Below are 23,646 nucleotides of genomic sequence, written 5' to 3'. Positions count from 1 at the left end.
GTTGGACCTTCCACGAGTGGTGAAAGTGGACGCGGACGGGCAGGGGTGGCACGTCCGAGTGAGGGATGCGCGGGTAAACGCGAAGGTCAAGCTACCTCAATTTTAGGGCGAACGCGGCATTAATTCGCAGCCGACCCCGCACCTACCTAAAGGTAATAAAGGGTCACTTTACGCTCCCGGGAAAATGCAATCCGTGACATGTGGATGAATGGATATACGATCGTCACGGAACGGGAGGTTGAGGTGACAGAGCGCACGGAAACCCTGCTCCAGCGGCAGCGCCGGCCCGAAATGATGGCGTTGCTGCACGCGATGTCGGTCTGCCACCGCAGGGCCCAACGCCTCGACAGCCTCCGAATGGCGCTCTCCGTCGCCATTGGCGTCGCCGGGGCGGTGGTCGCCTTCACCGGCCTTTCCGCCAACGCCGTCACCGCCGTGGGTGCCCTCTGGGCGGTGGTCAACGCGATCGGGCTGGGCTCCTGGTCGACCGGGCAGCTCCGCCGGGCCGCCGTGCTCCAGGAGATGTTCGACGTACGACTCTTCCGGCTGCCCTGGAACGCGGTCGCGGCCGGCGACCCGGTCGGCCCGCCGGAGGTCAGCCGCCTCGACCGCGCCTATCTGGGCGACGAGCAGTACCTCCGGGACTACTACGAGGTCCCCGACCTGCCCCGCCCGTACGACGTGCTCGCCTGCCAGCAGCAGAACCTCGGGTGGGGTGCCCGGGTGCGCCGACGGTACGCGTACACCGTGCTCGCCGGGGTGGCGCTCTGGGCGACGGTGGGGGTCGTCTTCGCGGTGACTGCCAACCTGACCGTCTCGGCCCTGCTGACGCAGTGGTTCGTGCCGTCGCTCGGCGTTCTGCTGCTCGGTTTGGAGATCTACCGGGGCCAGCGCGGGGTGGCCACCGAGCGGGACCGGGCCCTCACGCTCCTCCAGCAGCAGGTCGCCGCCGCCGCCCGGCACGACGCCGACCCGGCGACCGAGGCGGAGCTGCTGACCCTCGCCCGGCAGACCCAGGACCTGATCTTCCACAGTAGGCAGGGGCAGGCCCGCGTCCCGGACTGGTTCTTCCGGCGGTTCCACGCCGCCGACCGCACCGACTTCGAGGCGGCGATGGACGACCTCGCGAACCTGCTACGGGCCGGCACGCCCGCCGCCCATCCCGACTGAACTCCGCCGCAGCCGCTGGAGCCGCACGCGTGATCCGATCGTGAACCGTCAGGCCTGATGGTCCGTTACGCGACGTAGTCGGCTTGGAGATAACGCCTGGTCAGATGGCTACCTAGCGTGAACCCGTCATCACGAACGGCCTGGACGTCGGCGTCTCACCTGCCGCCCGTCTGGGCCTCAGACGGGAGAAACACATGCGTGCTCAGAACGAAACCCGCCGGTTCGGCGACCGAGTGTCCGTACTCGTGCTCGGTCTTGTCGCGACCGGAGCGGTGCTCGCCCCGGCGAGCCCGGCGTCTGCCGCGGTCCCCGGTCTGGTGCGGGTCGCCGCGACCAGCGTCAACAACTCGGCCGACTACCACAGCGTCACGGCGACCTGCCCGGTCGGGAAGGTGCTCACCGGCACCGGCTACGAACTCAACGGCGTCACCGGCGAGGGCGTTGTCGACGACCTGCGCCCCAACGGCGGCGTCGCCACGGCACCGACCGCTGTCACCGTCGGCGCCTACGAGACCGAGGCGTTCGCGGGGAACTGGTCGGTGACGGCGTACGCGATCTGCGCCAACCCGGTGGCCGGCCTGGTCCGGGTGGCCACGACCAGCGTCAGCAACTCGGTCGACTTCCGCAGCGTCACGGCGACCTGCCCGGTCGGGAAGGTGCTGACCGGCACCGGCTACGAGCTGAACGGCGTGACCGGCGAAGGTGTGGTCGACGACTTCCGGCCCAACGGTGGCGTCGCCACGGCGCCGACCGCGGTCACCGTCGGCGCGTACGAGTCGGACGCCACGGCCCTGAACTGGTCCGCCACCGCGTACGCGATCTGCGCCAACCCCCTCGCGGGCCTGGTGCGCACCTCGGCCGTGGGGGCCAGCACCTCCCTCGACTTCCGCAGCGTCACGGCCACCTGCCCGGTCGGGAAGGTGCTGACCGGCGCCGGCTACGAGCTGAACGGGGTGACCGGCGAGGGCATCGTGGACGACTTCCGCCCCAACGGTGGCCCCGCCACCGCCCCGACGTCCGCAGCGTCCGGCGCCTACGAGGAGGACGCCTTCGCCGGAAACTGGTCCGACACGGCGTACGCCATCTGCGCCACGCCGTAGAACCCAGTCAGCCGGTGCAGCCGCCCTGCGTGCGAACGCGCGAGCCGCTGCACCGGCTGAGTGGTCGGCTTAGGAGCCGCCCTGACGCTGGATCCGCCCGTCGCCCGAGACCTTGGCCCGGCCCAGGTCGCGTTCGGTGCCGGCCGGGCCGGTAGCGGTACGGCGGTGCCGTTGGTCGGGCGAGTGCTCCACGGGCGAGCCCTGGCGGCCCCGAGCGCCGCTGCCCGGATGCCGCCGGCCTCGCGCCGACTCGCCGCCGTTGTCGTGTTTGTTCTGCTTGTGGCTACCCATGGACCGCGCGTACCCGGTCACTGTGCGGCTAGTCCTGACCCCCGTCAGCGCCAGTGCCGTCCCGACCGGCTCGGTCCACTGGCTGGCAGCGATCGGCCCGGTCGACGCTCACGGGAGCGAGCGGAGTCACGGATTCCAGTAGACGAGGACGCTGGCCTGGTCGAAGCGTCGGTCCTTCAGGTCGGCACGCTGGATCACCCAGTGGATGCTCGCGCCGCCCTGTCTGCCGCCGTGGAACTCGGCCAGCACAACCCAGTCACCGTGGTCCGACTCGTCGTGGCCGGACCGGCCCGAGGGGTTGGCGCCCAACCATGCGGGGTTGAAACCGTTGCAGTCAGTGCCGTAGCCGCCCAACAGCAGCGGCGTCGTCCCGTCTTCATAGGAGAACGGGCCGTCCGGCACCTCGTCCAGGACTTCCTTCCACACCTCGGTCAGCTCTTCGAACGGGGGATCCCCCGGCAGCGGCGGAGACCACGGGGGCCCCGGGATCGTCTTGACGTAGGGCAGAGAGATGTCGACAGTGAGGTGCAGATCGCCCTGCGGGATCTCCGCGTAGACCTCGGCGCACTCCTCGTCGTCCGGAGAGAAGCCCGGCGGATACTGCAGTCGCTCCTCGACCGCCACGCCTGCCGGCACGTGCATCACCTGGCCGTAACCGTGCTCTTCGGGCCAGCCGAACAGCAGCAGTTGGCCGTCGGACGGTAGCGGAAGGTCGGTCACGTCTGCCGGAAGGGCAGCGCAGTCGATGGTGGCGATCAAGGGGAACTTCGGGTCCTCGGCGTCGGCCGGAAGCATCACGGGCCCACGGATGGCTCCCACGACCGGCCCGTCACCCCCCCTGTGTCAGGAGGGCAGACGGGCGGGCGAGCTCCAGCCAGCGCTCCACGTCGACAGCGGGGATGTCGCGGCGCAGCGCCTCGGCGCGGACCTGATCGAGGATCTTCACGTTTCGGGGAAGCACTGGAGCACCGTAGGTCAACAGTGCGACGTTCACGACCCCGCCGGATGCTGGCCGCCCGGAAGGCAGGCGCCCTCGCGGTTCGATACCGCGATTTGCTGTCGGCGGGCGGCAGGCAAAAGCGCCCGACCATAGCGTCCGAACCACGGAGTTCCGCGAGCGCGCGATCTGTGGGAGGCGACGATGCAGGCGACCGAGGGTCTGGTGTTACCGGGCGAGCGGGCTCCGGTCAGGTTCAACATGGACAGGTGGCGGGCCGGGCTACCACCGGATGCGTGGCCCGACACGCTGCCAGCGAGCGGGGAGCTCTGGCGGCGGGACGTCTTCGCGGTGGCCGACGCGTACCGGGCGGGGTCCGCGAGCCCACGGCACCTACTGGCGGCCGTGCTGGCCTGGGCTTACGGCCCCATCGGGTACGGCCCGTGGCGCGCCGCCAGGTCGCTCGACGCCGATCCGCACGGCAAGCGCCTGGCGTACGCGCTGGAGGAAGTGTCCACGCCCGCGCCCGACGAGGACGCGCTGCGTACGGCGTACCGCCGCTTCCGCGACCCGGACCACGCTCGCCTGCCCTGGTTGGGGCCGGGCCTGTGCACGAAGGTCCTCTACTTCGTCGGCTACCGGCGCGGGGTGGGCGGCGTGCAGCCCCTGATCCTCGACCGTGTCGTGGCCGGTCAACTCCCCGCCGAGGCGGGTGTCGGCCGGCGCAACGGGTGGTCGTCCGAGGAGTGGCTGGCCTATCTGCGGTGGGCGGCCGGGCAGGCTCGGATCAGGGGAGTGGAGCCGGACGCGGTGGAGATGACGGTCGTGCCCGACCGGTGAGGTGGCTATCGGGCGGTGCGGAGGCGGGTGTCGAGCGCGTCGAGGTCGGGGACGAACCAGATCTGCCCACCCTGGTTCGACTCGTGCACCAGCGCGCGCAACGCGGAGCTCTCCGCGAGCTGCGCCGAGATGTCGCCGACGACCGCCAGCCGCACCCGGTAGTTGACGAACTTCTGCATCACGTCGCCGGCGAAGCGGGTGCCCAGCGAGAAGAAGCGTTCGTCGAGTCGGTTGGCCGGCACGGCGACCACCTGGGCGCCGAGGAACGCCGCCCCGATCAGGTCCAGCGCGTCCTGCTCGGTGGCCACCGGCGGCCCTGCCGGGTCGCAGACCAGCACCGGCACTCCGGCGCGTTCCTGGATCTGGTCAGACATCGTGGACCTCCCGGTCGAGCAGGCCGTTGTCGGCGTTGAGTACGGCGTCGAGCAGGTGCAGCAACTCGGCGGTGGCGGCCGGGTCACCCAGGATGATGATCTTCAGACGGTGGCGTTCCTCGTCGTGCACCGTCTGCACCCGCAGCGGGTTGGCCTGGTCGTGGCCAGTGTTGGCGCTGGTGAGCACGAGCGTGCCGAGCCGGTCGGCGGCGGCTCTGTCGACACCGTCGATCTGGACGATGCTCGACACCTCCGCCTGCCTGGCGACGCTGGGCGCGGTCGGGGCCTGTCCGGTGAGGGCGTCGAGATCGCTGGCGGCGATCCGGTACTGCTTGCCGATCCGCACCGCGCGCAGCCGGCCCGAGCGGATGTAGCCGCGCACGGTGCGTACGTGCAGGTTGAGCCGGTCGGCCACCTGCTCAACTGAGTACATTTCTTCCGTCATCGCTCCCTATGCTACCCGAATAGGGAAGCATAGGGAGCGATGAGGCTGACTCGTTGGCGACATCAACTCCAAAGGATCCGAACTCACCTGGACCGGTGAGGCTCCGCGAGGCTTATGGCCGGCTAACTCGCTCGCGCTGTCGGACGGGTCCAGTACCGTCTGGAAACCATGGACGCCCTCGGCGACGCCATCATCGGGCGGGATCACCCCGCGGGTCTGCTGCGCGCCGAGTTGGACCGCGCCACCACCAGCCACGGCGGTCTCGCCCTGGTCACCGGCGAGCCGGGCATCGGCAAGACGACCCTCGTCACGTCGGCGGCCCGGGAGGCCCGGCAGCGAGGCGCGCTGGTGCTCGGCGCCGCCTGCTGGGATTCCGACAGCGCTCCCGGCTACTGGCCGTGGTTGCAGGTGCTGCGTGCCCTGCGGCGCTCCGCCGACGACTGGGCGGTGGCGCGGCAGTCCGCCGAGCCGGCCCTCGCGGCCCTGCTCGGCCAGTCCGGTGCCGGCGGCGAGCAGGCCGGTCGCCTCGTCAGTTGGGCCGGCGTCGACAGCGGCCCGGACGCCGCCGACCAGGAGGCGTTCGCTCTGTACGACGCGGTGACCGCCGCCCTGGTCGCCGTCTCCCAGCACCGGCCGGTCGTGGTCGTCCTCGACGATCTGCACTGGGCCGACCCGGCCTCACTGCGGTTGCTGAGCTTCGCCGCCCAGCACACCTGGTTCGAGCGGCTCCTGCTGATCGGCACCTACCGCGACGCCGAGGTCGAGTCGGGCGAGCATCCGCTGCGCCCACTGCTGATGCCGCTGGTCGCGAAGGCCACCACGATCACCCTCACCGGTTTCACCCGCGACGAGGTGGCCGCACTGATGACCCGGACCGCCGGCCGGGAGCCCGAGTCCAGCCTGGTCGACGAGGTGCACCGGCGCACCGGCGGCAACCCGTTCTTCGTCGAGCAGACCGCGCGGCTGTGGCACGCCGACGACGCGGTCGGCACGATCGCACCCGGCGTACGGGAGGCGGTGCGCCGCCGCCTGGCCCAACTGCCCGCCGCCGTGGTGGAGGCGCTGACCGTCGCCGCCGTACTGGGTCGCGAGTTCCACCGTCAGGTCCTCGCGGCCTGCGCGGCCGCACCGGCGGCGCAGGTCGATCGGCTGCTCGACCGGGCGGTGACCGCTCGACTGGTGGTCGCCCGGGGCGGTGGCCGGTTCGCCTTCGCCCACGACCTGGTCCGCGAAACCCTCTACGACGGGCTGACCGAGGACGACCGGCGGGCCCGCCACGGCGCGGTCGTCCGGGCGGTCGACGACCTGCGGGAGCTGACCGACCGGCTGATCCCGGCCGACCTGGCCCGCCACGCCTACCTGGCCGGCCCCGCGCTCGACCGGGGCCGGGTGGCCACGCTGCTGGTCGCCGCCGGGCGGGACGCGTTCGCGCGGCTGGCCGGCGACGAGGCGGCGGTGCACTTCCGCCGAGCCCTCGAGGTCGTCGAAGACCCGGCACAACGTGTGCGGATCCTCGTCGAGTTCGCCGAGTCGCACTATCACCACGCCGGCCGGGAAGAGGTCACGCGACTACTGGCCGAGGCCGCCATGCTGGCCCGTTCCCTCGACGACCCGGTGCTGCTGGCCCGGGTCGCGCTCACAGTCAACCGCTCCCGCCAGGTGGAAACCGCCCAGTCGATCGAGGCGGCGGAGTTGGTGCGCGAGGCGTACCGCCGGTTGATCGGCGAACCGGACGCCACCGCGACTGTCGGCGTCCTGGTCGCCGACCTGATCACCGCCAGCGAGACGATCGCCCGTCGAGGGCAGGACGACGAGGCGCTCACCTTCAGCCTCTGGGCCCGCCACGACACGACCTGGGGGCTCGGCACCGCCGCGACCCGAGCCGCGCTCACCGCCGAGATCCGGGACGTGGCTCGTCGGACGGGCGACCGGGAGACCGAGCTGTGGGCCACCTCGCTGCGCTGGGTGGCGCTGCTGGAGCTGGGCGACCCTCGTTTCACCGAGGAGCTGACCACCTTCGTCGACGCCGAACGGCAGGGCGACTTCGCCCGGCACCGGATGGCCGCGGCCGTCGACAGCGGGATCATCGCGGCGTTCCAGGGTGACTTCGCCACTGCCGACGAGCGGTTCGCCGTCCTCACCGACCAGACCGACCCGGGCCACACCGAGTTCGGGTTCATGGGCCACCACCTGCGCTGGTCCCGTCTGCTGCTCCAGGGCCGGGTCGCCGAGGCCGCCGCGCTGGTGGACGGGCTGGCCCCGATCGACTACCCCTACCGGGAGCTGCTGCGGGCGATCACCGCGGCCGAGCGGGGCGACGGCGAGACGGCGGTCCGGCTGACCGCCGGCATCGAGGCCGGTGGCATCCGGTACCCGCGCCCGGTGTCACCGCTCTGGCTACGGCTACGCGCGCAGGCCGCCGCCGCGTCCGCCGACCCGCAGCGCTGCGACGCCGCGCGGGCCGCGCTGGCCCCGCACCGTGGAGAGTGGACGGTAGGGCTCTTCGGCTGCGATATCAGTGGCCCCGTCGACCACTGGCTGGCGCTGATCGACGCCGCCCAGGCACGCTGGGACGACGCCATCGCCGGCTTCACCGCCGCTCGGGACTCCGCCGACCGGCTGGGCTCCCGCCCCTGGTCGCTGCTCGCCCGCACCGGCCTCGCGAACGCCCTCGCCGGCCGAGGCCACCCGGGCGACACCGCGACGTTGACCGCGCTGCGTGCCGCCGCCGTCCAGGAGGCGACAGCCCTCGGCATGACGCAGGTGCTGCACCGGCTCGCCGCCCCGACGGCTCCCGACGCCGACCTCCCGGACCAGGCCGTCGCGTCGGGCCAGGTTGCTGATTCGGGCCGGGCCGTCGGGTCAGGTCAGGTCGTCGCGCCCGGCCAGGCCGCGCCCGTCGCGACTGCGATCGAGGGGTACGAGTTTCGGCGCGACGGGCCGGTCTGGCAGCTCGCGTACGACGGTGTCGTGGTGCACCTGCCCGACGCCAAGGGCCTGCACGATCTGCACCTGCTGCTCAGCCGCCCGGGCAGCGACGTACCGGCGGTCGAACTGCTCGACCCGGCGGCCGGGCCGGAGCTGGTCGCCGCCCGCCGGATGGGCGCCGACCCGGTCCTCGACGACGAGGCGAAGGCCCGCTACCGGCGGCACCTGGCCCGCCTCGACGAGGAGATCGACCGGGCCGCCGCCCGCGACGACGACCGGAAGGTGTCCAAGCTGGACGTCGAACGGGGTGCCTTGCTCGACGAGCTGCGTGCCGCGGCGGGCCTCGCCGGCCGGAGCCGCCGCCTGGGCGACGAGGCCGAACGCGCCCGCAAGACGGTGACCGCGCGAATCCGCGACACGCTACGCAAGCTCGACGACCGGCACCCGGCACTGGCGAGCCACCTGCGCGACGCCGTCTCCACCGGCACCACCTGCCGCTACCTGCCCCCCAACCCCCTGCCCTGGCGGCTCTAACCCCACCCCAGCCCTCCGCGATCTTGCACTTTCGGTCGCCGGTTTAGGTGGACTTGCCACCTTTGTCGGGACAGTAAGTGCAAGATCGCGGGGGCGGGCGGGCGGGCGGGCGGGTGGGGTGGGGTGGGGTGGGGTGGGGTGGGGTGGGTGGGGATCAGGGTTAGCGGCGGTTGTACCTGTACATGGTCAGGGTGCCGAAGACCAGGACGAAGCCGGCGCTCCAGAGCAGCAGCCACATCGTTGCCGACGGGTCCGACTCGCCGCTCATCGCTCCCCGGATCGCGGCCACCAGCTGCGTCACCGGGTTGACCTTCACGAACGCCTGGAGCCAGCCGGGCATGGTGCTCGGCTCGACGAAGACGTTGCTGAGGAACGTCAGCGGGAACAGCACCATCATGCTGACTCCCATCACCGACTTCTCGCTGCGCAGGATGAGCCCGAAGAACGTCCACACCCAGGAGAACGCGAACGAGAAGATGACCAGCAGCCCGATCCCGGTGACAACCCCGACCACCCCGCCTTCGGGGCGGAACCCGAGCACCAGCCCGAGGCCCAGGATCACCACGGCGGCGAGGATGTAGCGCAGCACGTCGCCGAAGATCATGCCGACCAGGGCGGCCGGGCGCCAGACGGGCAGCGTCCGGAACCGGTCGAAGATGCCCTTCTCGATGTCGGTGTTGAGGCCGATGCCGGTGTACATGGTGATCATGACGACGCTGGTCACCATGATGCCGGGCAGGAAGAACTGCAGGTATTCGCGCGGACTGCCGGCGAGGGCGCCACCGAACAGGTACGTGAACATCAGCACCATGATGATCGGGAACGCGGTCACGTCGAAGAGCTGCTCCGGCACGTGCTTGATCTTCAGCATGGCCCGCCAGCCGAAGGTGAGCGACGCGCCCAGCGCGCTCGGCCGGGGCGGTCGGGCACCTGGCGCGAGCACTGTCGCCAGCGCCTCGGCGGACGGAACGTAGACGGACGGCGCCCGTTCGGCGGTGGTGGTCGTGGTGTCGCTCATCGGGCTGCCTCCAGCTCGTCGTCGCGCTCGTCGGCCGGCACGGCGGGGTGGTCGGTCAGGGCCAGGAAGACCTCGTCCAGGCTCGGCTGGCCGAGGGAGAAGTTGTCGACAGCGATGCCGGCGCGGGCCAGGTCGCTGAGCACGCGAGCGGCCTGGGCGCTGGCGTCGAGGTCGGTGCCGGCCTCGCCGACGCGGGCGGTCAACGCCACCGGATCGGCGGCGAGCTGCACCGGCACGTCGAGCGCCTCCCGGAGCACCCGCTCCGCCTCGGGGCGCTGAGCGGGGTCGCGCAGTCGCAGGTGGACGGTGCCGGAGCCGATCGACGACTTCAATTCACCAGGGGTGCCCTCCGCGATCACCCGGCCGTGGTCGACGACCGCGATCCGCCCGGCGAGCTGGTCGGCCTCGTCGAGGTACTGGGTGGTCAGCAGCACCGTCGTGCCGTGCGACACCACCGCCCGGACGATTTCCCACACCTGGTTGCGGCTGCGCGGGTCGAGGCCGGTCGTCGGTTCGTCGAGGAAGAGCAGATCCGGGGTGTTCAGGATGCTGGCGGCGATGTCGATGCGTCGCCGCATCCCGCCCGAGTACTTCTTCACCTGGCGGTCGCTCGCGTCGGTCAGACCGAACGCGGCGAGCAGGGCCGCGGCGCGCTCCCGAGCGGCCGGCTTGCGCAGGCCGAGCAGGCGGGCGAGGAGCACCAGGTTCTCCGTGCCGGTCAGGTCCTCGTCGACGGAGGCGTACTGGCCGGTGAGGCTGACCCGGGAACGCACCTTGTCGGCCTCGGTGACCACGTCGTGCCCGAATACCCTGGCGGAACCGCCGTCGGGTCGCAGCAACGTGGCGAGCACCCGGACCGCTGTGGTCTTGCCCGCGCCGTTCGGGCCGAGCAGACCGTAGACGGTGCCGGCGGGCACCTGGAGGTCGATGCCGGCCAGCGCCCGGGTGTCCCCGAACGAGCGGGTGAGCCCCTCGGCCTCGATGGCCAGGCCGGTGGTGCGTCTACTCATGATCCTTACCTTTCGTGTTGGACGTGTTCAGGAGACGTAGGGTCGGGCCGCCCGGCCGTCGCGCAGTGCCAGACCCCACCAGCGCAGCTGGTCGAGCAGGACGCCGACGTCGCGTTGCAGCTCGTCGGTGCACTGGGCGGTCGGCTCGCCGGCGAGCAGGTCGATCCCGACGACGTCGCGCACGGTCATCGCGTGCAGTGCGGTGAAGACGGTACGGAGCTGGTCGACCGCGTGCAGGCCGGTGGACCGACAGCCGTACGACACGAAGCCGACCGCTTTGGCCTGCCACTCGTCGTACGCGTAGTCGATGGCTTGTTTCAAGGGTGCCGGGAAGCTGTGGTTGTACTCGGGGGTGACCACGACGAACGCGTCCGCCCGGCCCACCTCGCGGACGAACGCCCGGATGGACGCTGTCGGCTCGGCGGGGTAGGTGGCCGGGAAGTCGTACTCGGTCAGGTCAACGACCGTCACCGCCAGGTCGTCGTGCCGCGCGGCCTGCTCGACGAACCAGTGGGCCAGCCGGTCGCCGACCCGCCCCTCCCGGGTGCTGCCGACGATCACGGCGATCCGCAACGGTGCCATGGCCACCCCCCTTCCACACTGAAGGCGCGAGGTGACGACACGCGCCCGCTAGATCCGATCTAGCGGGCCCGGTTCGGGGGCGAAGTGTCGGTGGGATCGGCTTGACTGGGGGTCGACGAACGGGGGCGGAATGGCACAGGTACGCATCGAGCAGTGGCACGAGGACGACCTCGACCTGCTGCGGCAGCTCAACTCACCGGACACCCGCAAGCACACCGGCGGCCCGGAGACCGACGAGCAGGTGCTCGCCCGGCACGACCGGTACGTGCACTTCTCCGGCACCGAGCAGGGCTGCATGTTCACGCTGGTGCTGCCGGACGGGGCACGGGCGGGCAGCGTCGGCTACTGGGCCCGCGAGTGGCGCGAGCAGCCGGTGTACGAGCTGGGCTGGGCGGTGCTGCCCGCGTACCGGGGGCAGGGGCTGGCGACCGCGGCGGTGCGCGCGGTGGTGGACGTGGCCCGCGCTCGACGGGACCGGCACTACGCCCACGCCTACCCCTCGGTCGACAATCCGGCTTCGAACGCGGTGTGCCGCAAGGCCGGCTTCACGTTGCTCGGCGAGACCGGTTTCGAATACCCGCCGGGGCGGATGATGCGGGCCAACGACTGGCAGCTCGACCTGACCGCCCCACCGACCGCAAGCTGAGGTCGGCGGGGCGGTCGGTGACAGGTCACCAGGTGGTGTCGAGGCGGTGCCGTTGCTCGGCGGTCAGCTCCAGGTCGACCGCTGCCAGGCTCTCCTCCAGTTGCGCCACCGACGAGGCGCCCACCAGCGGGATGGACGGCAGCTCGCCGCCCAGCAGCCAGGCGAGCACCACCTGGTTGACAGTCGCGCCGCTCTGCCCGGCGACCTCCCGCAGCGCGGCCAGACGCCGGGGCGCGCTCGGCAGGTCGTACGCCGAGCTGAGCGGCTTGTCCGCCCGGGTGAACGCCCCCTTGAGCAGCGGCGAGTACGCCACCAGGGTCAGCTCGGGCTCGGCACGCAGGTAACTGAGCAGGTCACCGCTGACGCCACCCGGCTCGCCGTCCGGGTCCAGTTCGCTGATCAGGTCGGTGCGGTTCGGCAGGTAACTGCGGTGGTACTGGAGCACCTCGTACCCCGGCAGGCCGGCGGCGGCGGCCAACGCGCGGGCCCGCTCCACCCGCCAGGCCCGGTGGTTGCTGGCGCCCAGCAGACCCACAGTGCCCTCGGCGACCAGCTCGGCGAAGCCCTCCACGGTCTCCTGGAGCGGCACAGTCCGGTCCTCGATGTGCGCGTAGAGCAGGTCCAGCCGCTCCACCCCGAGCCGTTCCCGGCTGCGTTCCGCGGACTCGCGGATCACCTTGGCGGAGAGGCCCTCGGCGTTGTCCAGGTAGCTGGTCCCCGGGGCCAGCGGTCGGGCACCCAGCTTGGTGGCGATGACGATCTCGGCGCCGACGCCCCGGCTGCGCCGCCACCGGCCGAGCAACTCCTCACTCTGCCCGCCCTGGCCGCCGTCCACCCAGAACGCGTAGTTGTCCGACGTGTCGATGAACGTGCCGCCAGCCTCGACGTACCGGTCCAGGATCGCGTACGAGGTGGCCTCGTCGGTGGCGCTGCCGAAGAGCATCGCGCCGAGGCTGAGCACGCTGACCTCGCGCCGGGTCGCCGGGTCGGCGCCGATCGTGCGGTACCGCATGGGGTCTCCTCTCGTGCGCCCTACCGGTGGGCGCACGAGTCACACTGCCGGCTGGAGCGCACTCCAGGTCAAGCGCTCAGTCACCACTGCAGCACGCCGTACCCACCGCCGGCGTCCATCTGGAAGCCCCACAGCAGCCCGCTCGGGCCGTCGGCGGGCAGGGTCGCCAGGTGCACGCTCACCTCGGCGCCCTGCTCGGCCGTGCGGAAGCCGCTGTTGCCGTTGAGGTCGGTGGCGCAGTAGCCCGGGTTCGCCGCGTTCACAGTGATCGGCGTGTCCCGCAGCTCCTTGGCGTACATGGCGGTGAGCATGTTCAGCGCCGCCTTCGACGACGGGTACGGCACGGAGGTCAGCTCGAACAGCGCACCGTTCGGGTCGGTCATCACCGCGATCGAGCCGACCTCGCTGGAGACGTTGACGATCCGGGCGGCCGGTGCCCGGCGCAGCAGCGGCAGCAGCGCGTTGGTCACCGTCACCACCCCGAAGACGTTCGTCTCGTACAGCCGGCGCAGCGTCGCCACTGTCGTCTCGCTGGGCAGCCCCCGTGCGCCGTCGGCGAGGAGGATGCCGGCGTTGTTGACCAGCACGTCCAGCCGGCCGTACTCCGCCTCCACCCGCTTCGCGGCGGCCGTCACCGACTCGGCGTCGGTGATGTCGAGTGGCAGGAACACGGCGTCCGCACCGCCGTCGCGCAGCTCCCGCTCCGCCGCTTGCCCCCGCTCGGCGTCCCGCGCCCCCACCAGCACTGTCATCCCGAGGGCGCCGAGCTGGCGGGCGGTGGCGAAGCCGATGCCCTTGTTGGCCCCGGTGATCAGGGCGGTCATGTTCGTCATACCGTCGAGCCTCGCCGGGCTGGCCGCGCCCGGGGAGAGCCGGGCCGAGGCTGGGACCGGTGGTACCACCCTCGCCGGCCCGGCCCGGGGCATGCTGGGGGCATGACGAGCAGCGGCCTGCAGCGTGACGAACTGGCGGCGTTCCTGCGCACCCGCCGCGCCCGCCTGAGTCCCGCCGCGGTCGGGCTCCCCGAGGGCGAACGCCGACGGACCCCCGGGCTGCGCCGACAGGAGGTCGCCCAGCTCGCCGGGATGTCGATCGACTACTACATCCGGCTGGAGCAGGGTCGCGGGCCGCACCCGTCCCGGCAGGTGCTCGCCGCGATGGCCCGGGCGCTGATGTTGAGTCGGGACGAGCGCGAGTACCTGTTCCGGATCGCCGGGGAGAACCCGCCGCGCACCGTCGGCCCGAGCCGGGAGGTCACCCCAGGGCTGCGGCACCTGCTCGACGCCATGACCGAAACCCCGGCGTACCTCGTCGACGCCGCGTACCACGTGCTGGCCTGGAACCGGCTGGCCACGTACTTCATGGGCGACCTCTCGGCCGTGCCGGACGAGGACCGCAACATGATCCGCTGGACCTTCCGGCGTCCGGCGACCGACAGCCACTGGACCGACCCCGAGACCATCTGCTTCGTCCGCAGCACGGTGGCGGACCTGCGGGCCGCCTACGGCCGTTACCCGGCCGACCCGGCGATCCGCGAGCTGGTCACCGAGCTGCTCGGTACCTCGCCCCGGTTCGCGCGGCTCTGGGCGGAGCACGATGTCGAGGAGCGCCGCCCCATCGTCAAGCGGGTGCCGCACCCCGAGCTGGGATCGTTGGAGTTCGAGTGCCGGGTGCTGCAGGTTCCGGAGACCGAGCAGCGGATGATCGTTTACGTCCCCGAGCCGGGCTCGCCCACTCAGGCGGTGTTCCGCCAGCTCGCCGAGCGCGTCGCAACCTGACCTGCCCGGCACCCGACCAGCCCGTCCCCGTGGTCGGACCGCCGGTAGAGCACGCTGTGCCGCTCCCGAGTGCGCACCACCAGGCCGGAGCGCAGCAGCACCCCCAGGTGGTAGGAGACGGTGGCCGGGGCCAGTCGGTGTCGCTCGCTGAGCTGCCCGGTGGACCGGGGAACGTCCAGGTCCGCCAGGATCGCCGCCCGGCTCGCACCGACCAGGTCACCGAGCCGATCCGCCCGGCGCTGGACTGTCGGCCCGACGCCGACCGGGTAGACCAGCACGGCGTTGCCCTCGTCGCACAGCTGGGTGGAGAGCTGAGGCCAGGCCAGCGCCGACGGCGCGAGCACCAGCTCCGCTCCGGTCAGCGCGGTGGTGATCCGGTACGAGCTGTCGATGGTCAGCGACCTGCCGGTCCAGCCGATCTTCGGGTGCAGGCTGTTGAGCATGCTGCCCACTCCGGCGGTGGCCATCGTGGTGGCTCGCAGGGCCAGCTCGGCCTCCAGCGTGGTCCGCACAGTTGGCCACTGCTCGGCGAGTGCGGCCCCCCAAAAGTGGCGCAGCCCGTTGGTGACCCGCCGGGCCAGGGTGCCGTCCTCGACCGCCGTGCGGATCCGCGCCGGGATCCCGCCCGCCGGAAACCGCTCGTTCACCTGCGCCGTCACCTCGTCGGCGGGCGTCGCGGCCGTGGCCGCCAACTGCTGCTCGAAGGCCGCGTCGAGCGGACCCAGCGGCGGCTTCGGCGTGAGCAGGTCCGGCGTGTAGCCGAGCCGGCCGGGCGGCGTCACCAACTCCGCGACCAGGGCCACGTCGGGGTGCCGCAGCGCGGCGCGGGCGGCCGGACCGGGATCGCCGTGCACCGGGTGACCGAAGCGCGACAGCGCGGCCCGCAGCCAGGACGTCACCTCCGACGCTGGCGAGATCGCCAACCGGAGCCGCGCGAGGCTCGAACCGTCCAGGTGAGCGACCATCACACGGCGGATCGTACAAGCGGCGACATCGATGTGTGGTCCGCATTCGAGCTGGTTCGAATCACTGGCCGACCGCGTGACGGGCCGGGTTGGCTGCGACGGCACAACCACTCGTCCGAAGGAGAACCCGATGCGTCCACCCGCCTCCGCCCGTCCCGCCGGCCGGCTCGGCCGCACGATCGCCCTGCTCGGGCTCACCGCCGGCCTGCTCGCCGCCGCTCCGGCCGCGGTGTCGGCCGCCACCCCAGGCGCGGGCGACGCCACAACCGGGGACGCGGCGGCCCGCGGCTGCGAGCGCGCCTTCGACCGCGCCGTCCGGGCGTACGTGGAGACCACCGCCCGGCGCGACCTGGACGGCTTCGCCGCGCTGCTGCACCCCGATGTCACCTCCGTCTTCGCCTCCGACGGGGAGGTGCTCGACGGCAAGCGAGCCACAGTGGACTGGCTGCGCGGGTTCTTCGCCGACGACTCGTGGACCCAGTCCTTCAGCGTGGCGAAGCAGACTGTGGTGGGCTGCCGGACGGGCTTCGTGCTGTTCGACTCCGTCTACGCGGTGCCGGCCACCGGCACCAGGGTGCCGCTGTTGATCGGGGTCAGCTACACCTACCAGCACGGCCGGTGGCTGGTGCTGCAGAACCAGGACTCCGTGGGCCGGATCTGACCACGGAGGCTGGCAAGGGGTCGCCAGCCGGGGGCAGGGGCGGGCGCGCCAGCAGCGGCGCCCGCCCCACGGCGGCGTTCAGGCAGCCTTCTCGAAGGCGGCCACCGCCAGCGGCGCAATCTTCGCGATCAGCGCGCTGCCGGCCGCCAGGTCACCGTTGCTCGCCGCGGCGTCCACCTGCATGACGAAGTTGCCGCGCACCAGGACGAGAGTGCACTGGTGTCGGATCGCCTTCCCGCTCAGCCGCTCGCAGAAGGTGATCACGTCCGGGCCGTCAGGCAGCGGCGGGGGCGACGGCCGCAGGATCGTCGACGTGCGCCCGTCGTCGGGCACCTCGTACTCCTTGCACGTCGACAGGACCGACCGCAATTCGTCGGCGAGCTTGCGCCCCGGCACCTTCAGGTAGCCGACCACGTACTGCCGGACCCACACGGACTCGCCGTCCCAGATCCGCTCCCGGTACGCGGTGCGTTTGATGTCCGACGGCAGACTCGCCTTGCAAAGGGAGATCAGCTTCCACGCCTCGGTGTTCTCGTCGGTGTACTGCGCCGTCTCCGGATGGAACTTTGCGTCCAGGTTCAGCATCGCTGCGGTGACCCGGCTGCGGACCTCGGCTGTGGAGGTCGGCGCCGGACGTGGCTTTGGCGGGGTCGGCGAGGCCGATACCGAAGGCTCGGACCAGCGGGGAGCCTCGGCGGCCTGGCTCGGCGCGCAGGCCACTGGCCCGAGTAGAAGCAACGACAGCAGAGCCGGGGTGGTGCGGCGGAACGACATTGCCGGGGACGGTCCTTTCACGGCGAAAGGGGGCCCGTCCGGACCCCCTTTCGCTGAGCGCCGCCACCGGCTCAGGCGTTACGCGGGCAGGTAGGCGAAGGTGTCCGGGTTCGGGCCCTGCCGGCCGGCCTCGCCCTTGTTCAGCGCGGTGATCCGCTCCATCGCCGCGTCGTCCAACTCGAAGTCGAAGATCCGGGTGTTCTCCTCGATCCGCTTCGGGGTGGTTGACTTCGGGAAGATGATGTCGCCGCGCTGCACGTGCCAGCGGAGCACCACCTGCGCCGGGGTCCGGTCGAGCTGCCCGGCGATGTCGACGACCGTCGGGTCGTCGAGCACCTTGCCCTGGGCGATCGGCGACCACGCCTCGGTGAGAATGTTGTGCTCACGGCCGTAGGCGCGGACCTCGTCGTTGGTGAAGTACGGGTGCGCCTCGATCTGGTTGACCGCCGGCACGACGGTCGCCTCGTCGGCCAGCCGCTGCAGGTGCGACACCTGGAAGTTCGACACGCCGATCGAGCGGGCCCGGCCGTCGCGCTGGAACTCCTCCAGCACCTTCCAGGTCGAGACGTAGTCGCCGTCGTACAGGGTCGGCAGCGGCCAGTGGATCAGGAACAGGTCGATGTAGTCCATCTTCAGCGCCGCCAGCGTCGAGTCGAACGCCCTGCGGGCGTCGTCGGGGCGGTGGAAGCCGTTGTTCAGCTTGCTGGTCACGTAGACCGAAGCCCGGTCGAGGCCGGACACGCGTACCGCCTCGCCGACCTCGGCCTCGTTGCCGTACATCTCAGCGGTGTCGATGTGCCGGTAGCCCACCTCCAGGGCGGTGGTCACCGCCGCGACGGTGTCCTTCGGCTCGATCTGGAACACCCCGAAGCCGAGCTGCGGAATGGTGGTGCCGTCGTTCAGGCTGATGTCGGGAATCGTGATTGCCACTGCGGCTCCTTCTCGTCTTCGTTTCCTGTCATCCATACCCGGATGGGTGGACGATCCACCGCCCAATCGGTGGTGACGAACGCAACGGCGGATCGGTTCACCCGGTCGTGTCGAACAGCACCGGCCACGGCCGTGCCGCCGGCACCGACGTCGAGGGCTGCGCGGGTGCGGTGGGCTCGGCGTCGGCCAGCACCTCCGCGGCGAGTTGGCCGAACATCGCCGCCGCCGGGTGCGCCGACCGATCCGGCCAGGCCGCCGAGGTGCGCTTGGCCAGCGGTGCGTCGGTGATCGGCCGCCAGGCCATCCGAGGTTCCCGGCGGGCCACCGCCGCCGGCTCCACGGCCACCCCGCCGCCGGCCAGCACCAGCCCGCAAAGGAACTCCGGGTTGCGGGCGGGGCGCACCCGCCCCGGGCGCCAACCATGCTGCCGGCACACCGCCAGCAGGTGGTCGTGCCAGCCGGGGGCGGTGGCGCGGGGCGCGGCCACCAGATCCAGACCGGCCAGCGACGCGAGCGTCACCTCGCGGCCGCGGGCCAGCGGCGAGGTGCGCGGCAGCAGCACCCCCAGGGGTACGTCGACCGGGGCGCCGAAGCGCAGCCCGTCCGCCGCCACCGGGTGATGCACGAGCCCCACGTCCAGGGTCCGCTCGGTGAGCATCCGCACCTGCTCGGCAGTGGTCAGCTCGTGCAACTCCACGTCCAGGCCGGGCGCCCGGGTGGTGAGCCCGTCCAGCAGCGAGCGCAGCGTCACGGCGGGCGTCTCCGGTGGCACCCCGGCTCGGAGTACGCCCAGCTCACCGGCGCGGATCTGCCCCATCAGGCTGCGGAGTCGACCCTCACCGGCGAGCAGTTCCTCCGCCTCGCCGAGCAGCAGCTCACCGGCGGTGGTGAGGCGTACCTGGCGGCGGGACCTGTCGAACAGTTCGACCGTCAGCTCCCGTTCCAGCCGCTGGATCGACTGGCTCAGCGGCGGCTGGGCCATCCCGAGCAGCTCCGCGGCCCGCCCGAAGTGCAGTTCGTGTGCGACCACCACGAAGTGCCGCAGGTGCCGGAGCAGATCCACGGCCGGGACCCTACGCCAGCGCCACCACGGCGACGCTGGATACCGTGCTGGCGTGGACGTGGAGGAACGTATCGAGGCCATCTTCGCTGCCGTCGGGGTGACGGCCAGCCTGCACGTCGTGGACCTGGACGCCGTCGACCTGAGCGCCGTCGAGGGCGGCGGCCCGGCCGGCGGCGGTCGCGAGGTCGGGGTGCGGGCCGACGAGCAGGTGGTGATCGCCTCGATCTTCAAGATCCTTCTGGTGCTGGAGTTCGCCCGGCAGGTCGAGGCCGGTCAGCTGGACCCGACCGAGCGGGTCCTGGTCACCGCCGCCGACCGGCTCGGTGGGTGGGGTCTGGCCGGCTGCGACGACGACGCCGAGGTGTCGCTGCGCGACCTCGCGTACTTCGCCATGTCGGTCACCGACAACACGGCCGCCGACCTGCTGCTGCGCCGGGTCGGCCCGGACCTGCTGCCGATGCTCGCCGTCGAGCTGGGGTTGACCCGTACCCGCGTCCTCGGTGGCCCTCGGGAACTGGTCGAGATGATGCTCGCCGACGTGGGCGCCCGGACCGAGGCGGAGTTCGCCCGGATCTTCCCCACGCTGCCTGCGGACCGGGTCCGGGCCATGCGGGTGTTCGACCCCGCGCACACCACGTCCAGCACCGCCCGGGAGATCACCCGGCTGCTCACGCTGATCTGGCGGGACGAGGCCGGGCCGGCGGCGGCCTGTGCGATGGTCCGCACCTGGATGGCCCGGCAGATCTTCTGGACCCGGCTGGCCGCTGGTTTCCCGCCCGGCGTGCGGGTCTCCGGAAAGACCGGCACCCTGCCCGGGTTCCACCTGGAGGCCGGGGTCGCCGAATACCCCGACGGCGGCCGGTACGCGATCGCCGTCTTCGCCCGCGCCGAACAGTTGACCCCGCGCCGCATCGACGTGGACCTGGCCATGGGGGAGGCTGCCCGGACGGCCGTCGAGGCGCTGCGCGGCGACTGATTTCGCGCCCCTCCGAGCGCCGCCGCACCCCGGCCGAGCAGGACCGATATCCGCCGGCGTATCGAAGCCGACGGCCCTTGATCTTGGACCGCGGCCCGGTGCCGCTGGTTGGCTCGTGGTCGACACATCACCCGACCACGGGGAGTAGATCCGCATGCCCAGTCTCGACCGCCGACGCTTCCTGCGCGACGCCGCCGCCACCACCGCCCTGGTCTCCGCCGGTGGCCTCGCCGCCGGCGTCGCCACCCCGGCCCAGGCCGCGCCCTCGACCGCCGCGCCGACGCCCACCGCTCGCCGTAAGGGCGCGGTCAGCTTCCGCTGGTGGGGCACGGCCGGCTGGCGCGTCGACATCGGCGACCGCACCGTTCTCGTCGACCCGTTCCTCAGCCGGATCGACACCGGGCTGTTCACCGGAGCGTTCAAGACCGATACCGCGTTGACAGTGCGCACCGACGTGATCGACCCGCGGGTCGACCGGGCCACGACGGTGCTGGTCACGCACACCCACTGGGACCACTTCATGGACGTGCCGTACATCGCCAAGCGCACCGGCGCGCGGGTGTTCGGCACGCTGACCGCATACCACCTGGGATTGGCCTACGGGTTGCCGTCGACGCAGCTCAGCGCCGTGAAGGGTGGGGAGGTGCTGGACTTCGGCGACCACAGCGTCGAGGTGGTCGGCTCGCTGCACAGCCGCAACCCGTCGTACTCGGTGGCCTTTCCCGGGGTGCGGGTGAGCCCGCCGCCGCAGCCGGCCACCATCGCCGACCTGCCGGAGGGTGACACGCTGGGCTACCTGCTGCGGGTCGAGGGCGGACCGTCGGTCTACTTCACCGGGGCCAGCGACGTCGCCGAGCGGAACCTCACCGGCCTCGCGCCGGACGTGGCGATGGTGGCCATGCAGAACGCCACCACCACCGGCGACTACCTGCCCCGGCTGCTGGCCGGCCTCGACTACCCGAAGGTCGTGGTGCCGGTGCACTACGACAACTTCGAGACGGCGTTGCAGAACCCGCCGCCGGTCGCCCCGACCGACCGCACCCGCCTGAACGAGATGATCGCGGCGGTGCGCCGGATCTCGCCGCGCAGCCGGGTGCTGGTGCCCGAGTACGAGACCGCCTACCACTTCTGAGCACCTCCGGTGGGGGTCGCCGAGCCGCGGCCCCCACCCCGGTCAGGAGGCGGTCAGCTCAGCCAGGGCCCGCACCGACTTCCAGTTGCGGGAGGTGGCCACCACGCCGAGCTTCTTCTCCAGATACGCGTTTGTGAACTTCGACCGCCCGTAACCGCCGTCGACGTAGTGCAGGAACACCTCCCGGCCGGTCACCGTGAACGACACGTTCTCGCCACCGGGCACGGCCAGCGAGTCCACAGTGGACTTCTTCGGTGCGGTGGCGAGGAAGGCCACCAGCAGTCGCGTCGGGTCGTCCTCCCGGTCGGCGTACGGGTTGCCGCCGGCGATCGCCGCCAACTCCCGGCCGCTGCGCACCAGCACCGGCACTGTCAACGCCAGCTCGTCAGTGAGCGCCCGCGCGATGCCGGCGGCCAGCTTCTCCGCGTCGCGCACGGTGCTGCCGAAGGTCACGTTGCCGCTCTGCAGGTACGTTTTGACGTCCTGGTGCCCGAGGTCGGTGACGATCCGGCGCAGGTCGGCCATCGCCAGCCGGGTGGTGCCGACGTTGACCCCGCGCAGCAGGGCGACGTACCGGGTCATGGCTCCTCCTCGGGTGCGGACAACCCGCTCAGCGTAGGCCGCCCGGCCCCACCAGGCCCGTCTCGTACGCGACGATGACCAGTTGCGCCCGGTCGCGTACCGCCAGCTTGGTCAGCAGCCGCCCGACGTGCGTCTTGACGGTGGCCTGGCTCAGGTTGAGGTGCGCGGCCAACTCCGCGTTGGACAGGCCCCGGGCGATCAGCGCGAGGACCTCCCGTTCCCGTTCGGTCACCCCGTCGAGCTGCCGGGGCAGCGGCCGGGTCGGCTCCGGCTGCCGGGCGAACTCGTCGATCAGCCGGCGGGTCACCGTCGGCGCGAGCAGCCCCTCCCCGGCCGCGACCACCCGGATCCCGGTCAGCAGGTCCGCCGGTGGGGTGTCCTTGAGCAGGAACCCGCTGGCTCCGGCGCGCAGCGCCCCGTAGACGTACTCGTCGAGGTCGAACGTGGTCAGGATGATGACCCGGGTGGCGGCCGTCGCCGGGTCGGCGCAGATCCGCCGGGTCGCCTCGATGCCGTCCATCTCCGGCATCCGCACGTCCATCAGCACCACATCCGGCCGGTGCTGCTCGGTCAACGCGACAGCCTCCACTCCGGTGCCCGCCTCACCGACAGTGGTGCAGTCCGGGCTGAGATCGACCAGCAGCCGGAAACTGCCGCGCAGCAACGCCTGGTCGTCGGCGATCAGCACGCGGATCACGCGGCCACCCGGTAGGGGAGGCTGGCCGTCACCGCGAAGCCACCGTCGGAGCGGGGGCCGGCACGGAACTCCCCGCCGTGCAACGCCACCCGTTCCCGCATGCCGATCAACCCGTGCCCCTCCCCGCCGAGCAGGACCGGCCGCCGGCCGTCGTCGGTCACCTCCACCCGCACCTCGTCGTGCAGGACGGTCACCGTAGCCCGGCAGGCGGCCGGCGCCGCGTGCTTCACCACGTTCGTCACCGCCTCCTGCACGATGCGGTACACCGCGAGGCCCACCGACTCCGGCACCGCGCCGGCCGGCTCGTCCCGCCGCACGTCGAGCTGCACGTCGACGCCGCCGATCGCCGCCTGCCGGGCGAGGAGGGGCAACTCGTCCAGCCCGGGCGTCGGCGCGTACGGGCTGTCCTCGCGCAACACGCCGAGCACCCGACGTACGTCGGTCAGCGCGGTGCGGCCGGTCTCCTCGATGACCCGGAGCGCGGCGCCCGCCTCGCGCGGGTCGGCCTCGGCGACGTGATTGGCGACGGCCGCCTTCACCACGATGAGACTCAGCGTGTGCGCGACCACGTCGTGCAGCTCACGCGCCACCCGCAACCGCTCCTCGGTGGCAGCCTGACGGACCAGCTGATCACTCTGCCGGGTGGCGAGGGCGCGTCGCTCCCGGATCAGCCAACCGATCATCCAGGCGGGCGCGACCATGACGGCGGCGTAGACGACAGCGCCGGTCCGCGACCAGAGGTCGCCCGAGGTCAGCACCAGGCCGACGCTCACCAGCGCGAGACAACCGGCGGCGCAGAGCATCGACCGGCGGGTGGGCGTCGCCACGGCCACCGTGTAGAAGGACAGGCCGATGGCGAACGCCGGGGCGGCGGCCGCGAAGTTGGGTATCACCCCGGTGATCAGAGCGACGGTGGCGATCGAGCTGATCACGACGGCCACCGTCATCGGCCACCGTCGCCGGACGGCCAACGGCAGCCCGAGGGCCATCCCGACCAGCACCGACACCCAGAGCGGCTCGCGTACGCCGCCGTGCAGCGGCGACTCCAGCGCCGCGTACGGGCAGAGCAGCCCACCGACGGCCACCGCCAGCAGGGCGTCCACGGTGTAGAGATCCACCGGCCGCATCCGTCGGGTCAGCAGGAGAGCGGTCACCCGTCGAACGGTAACGGCCGGCCGGGTCGGCCGCGTCCGCCTACGGG

The 23,646-nt window shown here is 72.0% G+C and carries 26 protein-coding genes; 9 read left to right on the top strand and 17 right to left on the bottom strand.

What is annotated here, in order from left to right:
* The first annotated feature begins 243 nt into the window (after positions 1–243).
* Both FB453_RS02035 and FB453_RS02030 read left to right on the top strand, forming a co-directional pair.
* Complete coding sequence (locus tag FB453_RS02035) at positions 244–1,170, top strand: S-4TM family putative pore-forming effector (RefSeq protein ID WP_145787085.1); 927 nt, start codon at positions 244–246, stop codon at positions 1,168–1,170.
* Positions 1,171–1,364: 194 nt separating this feature from the next.
* Positions 1,365–2,270, top strand: a complete 906-nt coding sequence (locus tag FB453_RS02030) for a hypothetical protein (protein WP_145787083.1) — start codon at positions 1,365–1,367, stop codon at positions 2,268–2,270.
* A gap of 69 nt (positions 2,271–2,339) precedes the next feature.
* On the opposite strand, the gene FB453_RS02025 is transcribed toward FB453_RS02030, so the two are convergent.
* From FB453_RS02025 to FB453_RS34745, 3 genes are all read right to left on the bottom strand, one after another.
* Positions 2,340–2,561, bottom strand: a complete 222-nt coding sequence (locus tag FB453_RS02025; RefSeq protein ID WP_145787082.1) for a hypothetical protein — start codon at positions 2,559–2,561, stop codon at positions 2,340–2,342.
* A 126-nt stretch (positions 2,562–2,687) separates the two neighbouring features.
* Positions 2,688–3,380, bottom strand: a complete 693-nt coding sequence (locus tag FB453_RS02020; protein WP_145787080.1) for a YwqG family protein — start codon at positions 3,378–3,380, stop codon at positions 2,688–2,690.
* Between the two features lie 10 nt (positions 3,381–3,390).
* Positions 3,391–3,522 carry a hypothetical protein gene (locus tag FB453_RS34745; RefSeq protein WP_486480126.1) on the bottom strand — a complete coding sequence of 44 codons (132 nt, stop codon included), beginning with the start codon at positions 3,520–3,522 and terminating at the stop codon, positions 3,391–3,393.
* Between the two features lie 180 nt (positions 3,523–3,702).
* Here FB453_RS34745 and FB453_RS02015 point away from each other — a divergent pair, with 180 nt between their 5' ends.
* Positions 3,703–4,338 carry an 8-oxoguanine DNA glycosylase OGG fold protein gene (locus FB453_RS02015; RefSeq protein ID WP_145787078.1) on the top strand — a complete coding sequence of 212 codons (636 nt, stop codon included), beginning with the start codon at positions 3,703–3,705 and terminating at the stop codon, positions 4,336–4,338.
* Between the two features lie 5 nt (positions 4,339–4,343).
* Here the strand turns inward: FB453_RS02015 and FB453_RS02010 are convergent, their stop codons facing one another.
* Entirely contained in the window at positions 4,344–4,712 is a 369-nt protein-coding gene (locus FB453_RS02010) for a DUF4180 domain-containing protein (RefSeq protein WP_145787076.1), read from the bottom strand.
* Positions 4,705–5,157 carry a helix-turn-helix domain-containing protein gene (locus tag FB453_RS02005; RefSeq protein WP_145787074.1) on the bottom strand — a complete coding sequence of 151 codons (453 nt, stop codon included), beginning with the start codon at positions 5,155–5,157 and terminating at the stop codon, positions 4,705–4,707. The genes FB453_RS02010 and FB453_RS02005 overlap by 8 nt, the downstream gene beginning before the upstream one ends.
* A gap of 168 nt (positions 5,158–5,325) precedes the next feature.
* Between FB453_RS02005 and FB453_RS02000 the strand changes: the two genes are divergently transcribed.
* Positions 5,326–8,619, top strand: a complete 3,294-nt coding sequence (locus FB453_RS02000; protein ID WP_145787072.1) for an AAA family ATPase — start codon at positions 5,326–5,328, stop codon at positions 8,617–8,619.
* Between the two features lie 160 nt (positions 8,620–8,779).
* On the opposite strand, the gene FB453_RS01995 is transcribed toward FB453_RS02000, so the two are convergent.
* From FB453_RS01995 to FB453_RS01985, 3 genes are read right to left on the bottom strand one after another with little or no spacing between them, the layout of a single operon-like run.
* The gene (locus FB453_RS01995) at positions 8,780–9,637 is read right to left on the bottom strand and encodes an ABC transporter permease (protein WP_145787070.1); all 858 of its coding nucleotides are present in this window, start codon (positions 9,635–9,637) and stop codon (positions 8,780–8,782) included.
* On the bottom strand, positions 9,634–10,647 hold the full coding sequence (locus FB453_RS01990) for an ATP-binding cassette domain-containing protein (protein ID WP_145787068.1): 1,014 nt from the start codon (positions 10,645–10,647) through the stop codon (positions 9,634–9,636). The genes FB453_RS01995 and FB453_RS01990 overlap by 4 nt, the downstream gene beginning before the upstream one ends.
* Before the next feature lie 27 nt (positions 10,648–10,674).
* Positions 10,675–11,229 (bottom strand): NAD(P)H-dependent oxidoreductase, encoded by a 555-nt coding sequence (locus tag FB453_RS01985; protein WP_145787066.1) that lies wholly within the window; start codon positions 11,227–11,229, stop codon positions 10,675–10,677.
* Between the two features lie 130 nt (positions 11,230–11,359).
* Between FB453_RS01985 and FB453_RS01980 the strand changes: the two genes are divergently transcribed.
* On the top strand, positions 11,360–11,875 hold the full coding sequence (locus FB453_RS01980) for a GNAT family N-acetyltransferase (protein ID WP_145787064.1): 516 nt from the start codon (positions 11,360–11,362) through the stop codon (positions 11,873–11,875).
* 25 nt (positions 11,876–11,900) lie between these two features.
* Here the strand turns inward: FB453_RS01980 and FB453_RS01975 are convergent, their stop codons facing one another.
* Together FB453_RS01975 and FB453_RS01970 are read right to left on the bottom strand one after the other, a co-directional pair.
* Positions 11,901–12,887, bottom strand: coding sequence for an aldo/keto reductase (locus FB453_RS01975; protein ID WP_112680430.1), 987 nt, complete (start codon positions 12,885–12,887; stop codon positions 11,901–11,903).
* Between the two features lie 80 nt (positions 12,888–12,967).
* Positions 12,968–13,720: an SDR family oxidoreductase gene (locus tag FB453_RS01970; protein WP_112582296.1), complete on the bottom strand. Its 753-nt coding sequence runs from the start codon at positions 13,718–13,720 to the stop codon at positions 12,968–12,970.
* Positions 13,721–13,822: 102 nt separating this feature from the next.
* On the opposite strand from FB453_RS01970, the gene FB453_RS01965 reads away from it, so the two are divergent.
* Positions 13,823–14,665 carry an MmyB family transcriptional regulator gene (locus FB453_RS01965; RefSeq protein ID WP_145787062.1) on the top strand — a complete coding sequence of 281 codons (843 nt, stop codon included), beginning with the start codon at positions 13,823–13,825 and terminating at the stop codon, positions 14,663–14,665.
* On the opposite strand, the gene FB453_RS01960 is transcribed toward FB453_RS01965, so the two are convergent.
* On the bottom strand, positions 14,623–15,630 hold the full coding sequence (locus tag FB453_RS01960) for a winged helix-turn-helix domain-containing protein (RefSeq protein WP_486480155.1): 1,008 nt from the start codon (positions 15,628–15,630) through the stop codon (positions 14,623–14,625). The two genes, FB453_RS01965 and FB453_RS01960, sit on opposite strands and share 43 nt — an antisense overlap.
* Positions 15,631–15,760: 130 nt before the next feature.
* Here FB453_RS01960 and FB453_RS01955 point away from each other — a divergent pair, with 130 nt between their 5' ends.
* Positions 15,761–16,291 (top strand): nuclear transport factor 2 family protein, encoded by a 531-nt coding sequence (locus tag FB453_RS01955; protein ID WP_186718001.1) that lies wholly within the window; start codon positions 15,761–15,763, stop codon positions 16,289–16,291.
* Between the two features lie 78 nt (positions 16,292–16,369).
* Here the strand turns inward: FB453_RS01955 and FB453_RS01950 are convergent, their stop codons facing one another.
* From FB453_RS01950 to FB453_RS01940, 3 genes are all read right to left on the bottom strand, one after another.
* The gene (locus FB453_RS01950) at positions 16,370–17,065 is read right to left on the bottom strand and encodes a hypothetical protein (protein WP_112623626.1); all 696 of its coding nucleotides are present in this window, start codon (positions 17,063–17,065) and stop codon (positions 16,370–16,372) included.
* 78 nt (positions 17,066–17,143) lie between these two features.
* Positions 17,144–17,995 (bottom strand): aldo/keto reductase, encoded by an 852-nt coding sequence (locus FB453_RS01945; protein WP_486480125.1) that lies wholly within the window; start codon positions 17,993–17,995, stop codon positions 17,144–17,146.
* A 97-nt stretch (positions 17,996–18,092) separates the two neighbouring features.
* A complete protein-coding gene (locus FB453_RS01940; RefSeq protein WP_112582287.1) occupies positions 18,093–19,058 on the bottom strand; it encodes a LysR family transcriptional regulator in 966 nt (321 codons plus the stop codon).
* A gap of 52 nt (positions 19,059–19,110) precedes the next feature.
* Between FB453_RS01940 and FB453_RS01935 the strand changes: the two genes are divergently transcribed.
* Together FB453_RS01935 and FB453_RS01930 are read left to right on the top strand one after the other, a co-directional pair.
* Positions 19,111–20,034 (top strand): serine hydrolase, encoded by a 924-nt coding sequence (locus FB453_RS01935; protein WP_145787054.1) that lies wholly within the window; start codon positions 19,111–19,113, stop codon positions 20,032–20,034.
* Between the two features lie 154 nt (positions 20,035–20,188).
* Positions 20,189–21,166, top strand: a complete 978-nt coding sequence (locus FB453_RS01930) for an MBL fold metallo-hydrolase (RefSeq protein WP_145787052.1) — start codon at positions 20,189–20,191, stop codon at positions 21,164–21,166.
* 42 nt (positions 21,167–21,208) lie between these two features.
* On the opposite strand, the gene FB453_RS01925 is transcribed toward FB453_RS01930, so the two are convergent.
* From FB453_RS01925 to FB453_RS01915, 3 genes are read right to left on the bottom strand one after another with little or no spacing between them, the layout of a single operon-like run.
* Complete coding sequence (locus FB453_RS01925) at positions 21,209–21,748, bottom strand: DUF1697 domain-containing protein (RefSeq protein ID WP_145787051.1); 540 nt, start codon at positions 21,746–21,748, stop codon at positions 21,209–21,211.
* 28 nt (positions 21,749–21,776) lie between these two features.
* Positions 21,777–22,445, bottom strand: a complete 669-nt coding sequence (locus tag FB453_RS01920; protein WP_145787049.1) for a response regulator transcription factor — start codon at positions 22,443–22,445, stop codon at positions 21,777–21,779.
* Complete coding sequence (locus FB453_RS01915) at positions 22,442–23,599, bottom strand: sensor histidine kinase (protein ID WP_486480124.1); 1,158 nt, start codon at positions 23,597–23,599, stop codon at positions 22,442–22,444. Before FB453_RS01915 ends, FB453_RS01920 begins: the two co-directional genes overlap by 4 nt.
* Between the last annotated feature and the right edge of the window lie 47 nt (positions 23,600–23,646).

This window comes from Micromonospora sp. CNZ322 (genome assembly GCF_007827755.1).
This window is presented reverse-complemented; position numbering and strand designations above follow the sequence as displayed.

Excerpts from the sequence above, each read along its gene's own strand:
- FB453_RS02030 (WP_145787083.1), top strand. The coding sequence starts at position 1,365 with ATGCGTGCTCAGAACGAAACCCGCCGGTTCGGCGACCGAGTGTCCGTA.
- FB453_RS02025 (WP_145787082.1), bottom strand. The coding sequence starts at position 2,561 with ATGGGTAGCCACAAGCAGAACAAACACGACAACGGCGGCGAGTCGGCG.
- FB453_RS02015 (WP_145787078.1), top strand. The coding sequence starts at position 3,703 with ATGCAGGCGACCGAGGGTCTGGTGTTACCGGGCGAGCGGGCTCCGGTC.
- FB453_RS02010 (WP_145787076.1), bottom strand. The coding sequence starts at position 4,712 with ATGTCTGACCAGATCCAGGAACGCGCCGGAGTGCCGGTGCTGGTCTGC.
- FB453_RS02005 (WP_145787074.1), bottom strand. The coding sequence starts at position 5,157 with ATGACGGAAGAAATGTACTCAGTTGAGCAGGTGGCCGACCGGCTCAAC.
- FB453_RS02000 (WP_145787072.1), top strand. The coding sequence starts at position 5,326 with ATGGACGCCCTCGGCGACGCCATCATCGGGCGGGATCACCCCGCGGGT.
- FB453_RS01995 (WP_145787070.1), bottom strand. The coding sequence starts at position 9,637 with ATGAGCGACACCACGACCACCACCGCCGAACGGGCGCCGTCCGTCTAC.
- FB453_RS01990 (WP_145787068.1), bottom strand. The coding sequence starts at position 10,647 with ATGAGTAGACGCACCACCGGCCTGGCCATCGAGGCCGAGGGGCTCACC.
- FB453_RS01985 (WP_145787066.1), bottom strand. The coding sequence starts at position 11,229 with ATGGCACCGTTGCGGATCGCCGTGATCGTCGGCAGCACCCGGGAGGGG.
- FB453_RS01980 (WP_145787064.1), top strand. The coding sequence starts at position 11,360 with ATGGCACAGGTACGCATCGAGCAGTGGCACGAGGACGACCTCGACCTG.
- FB453_RS01975 (WP_112680430.1), bottom strand. The coding sequence starts at position 12,887 with ATGCGGTACCGCACGATCGGCGCCGACCCGGCGACCCGGCGCGAGGTC.
- FB453_RS01970 (WP_112582296.1), bottom strand. The coding sequence starts at position 13,720 with ATGACGAACATGACCGCCCTGATCACCGGGGCCAACAAGGGCATCGGC.
- FB453_RS01965 (WP_145787062.1), top strand. The coding sequence starts at position 13,823 with ATGACGAGCAGCGGCCTGCAGCGTGACGAACTGGCGGCGTTCCTGCGC.
- FB453_RS01960 (WP_486480155.1), bottom strand. The coding sequence starts at position 15,630 with ATGGTCGCTCACCTGGACGGTTCGAGCCTCGCGCGGCTCCGGTTGGCG.
- FB453_RS01955 (WP_186718001.1), top strand. The coding sequence starts at position 15,761 with ATGCGTCCACCCGCCTCCGCCCGTCCCGCCGGCCGGCTCGGCCGCACG.
- FB453_RS01950 (WP_112623626.1), bottom strand. The coding sequence starts at position 17,065 with ATGTCGTTCCGCCGCACCACCCCGGCTCTGCTGTCGTTGCTTCTACTC.
- FB453_RS01930 (WP_145787052.1), top strand. The coding sequence starts at position 20,189 with ATGCCCAGTCTCGACCGCCGACGCTTCCTGCGCGACGCCGCCGCCACC.
- FB453_RS01925 (WP_145787051.1), bottom strand. The coding sequence starts at position 21,748 with ATGACCCGGTACGTCGCCCTGCTGCGCGGGGTCAACGTCGGCACCACC.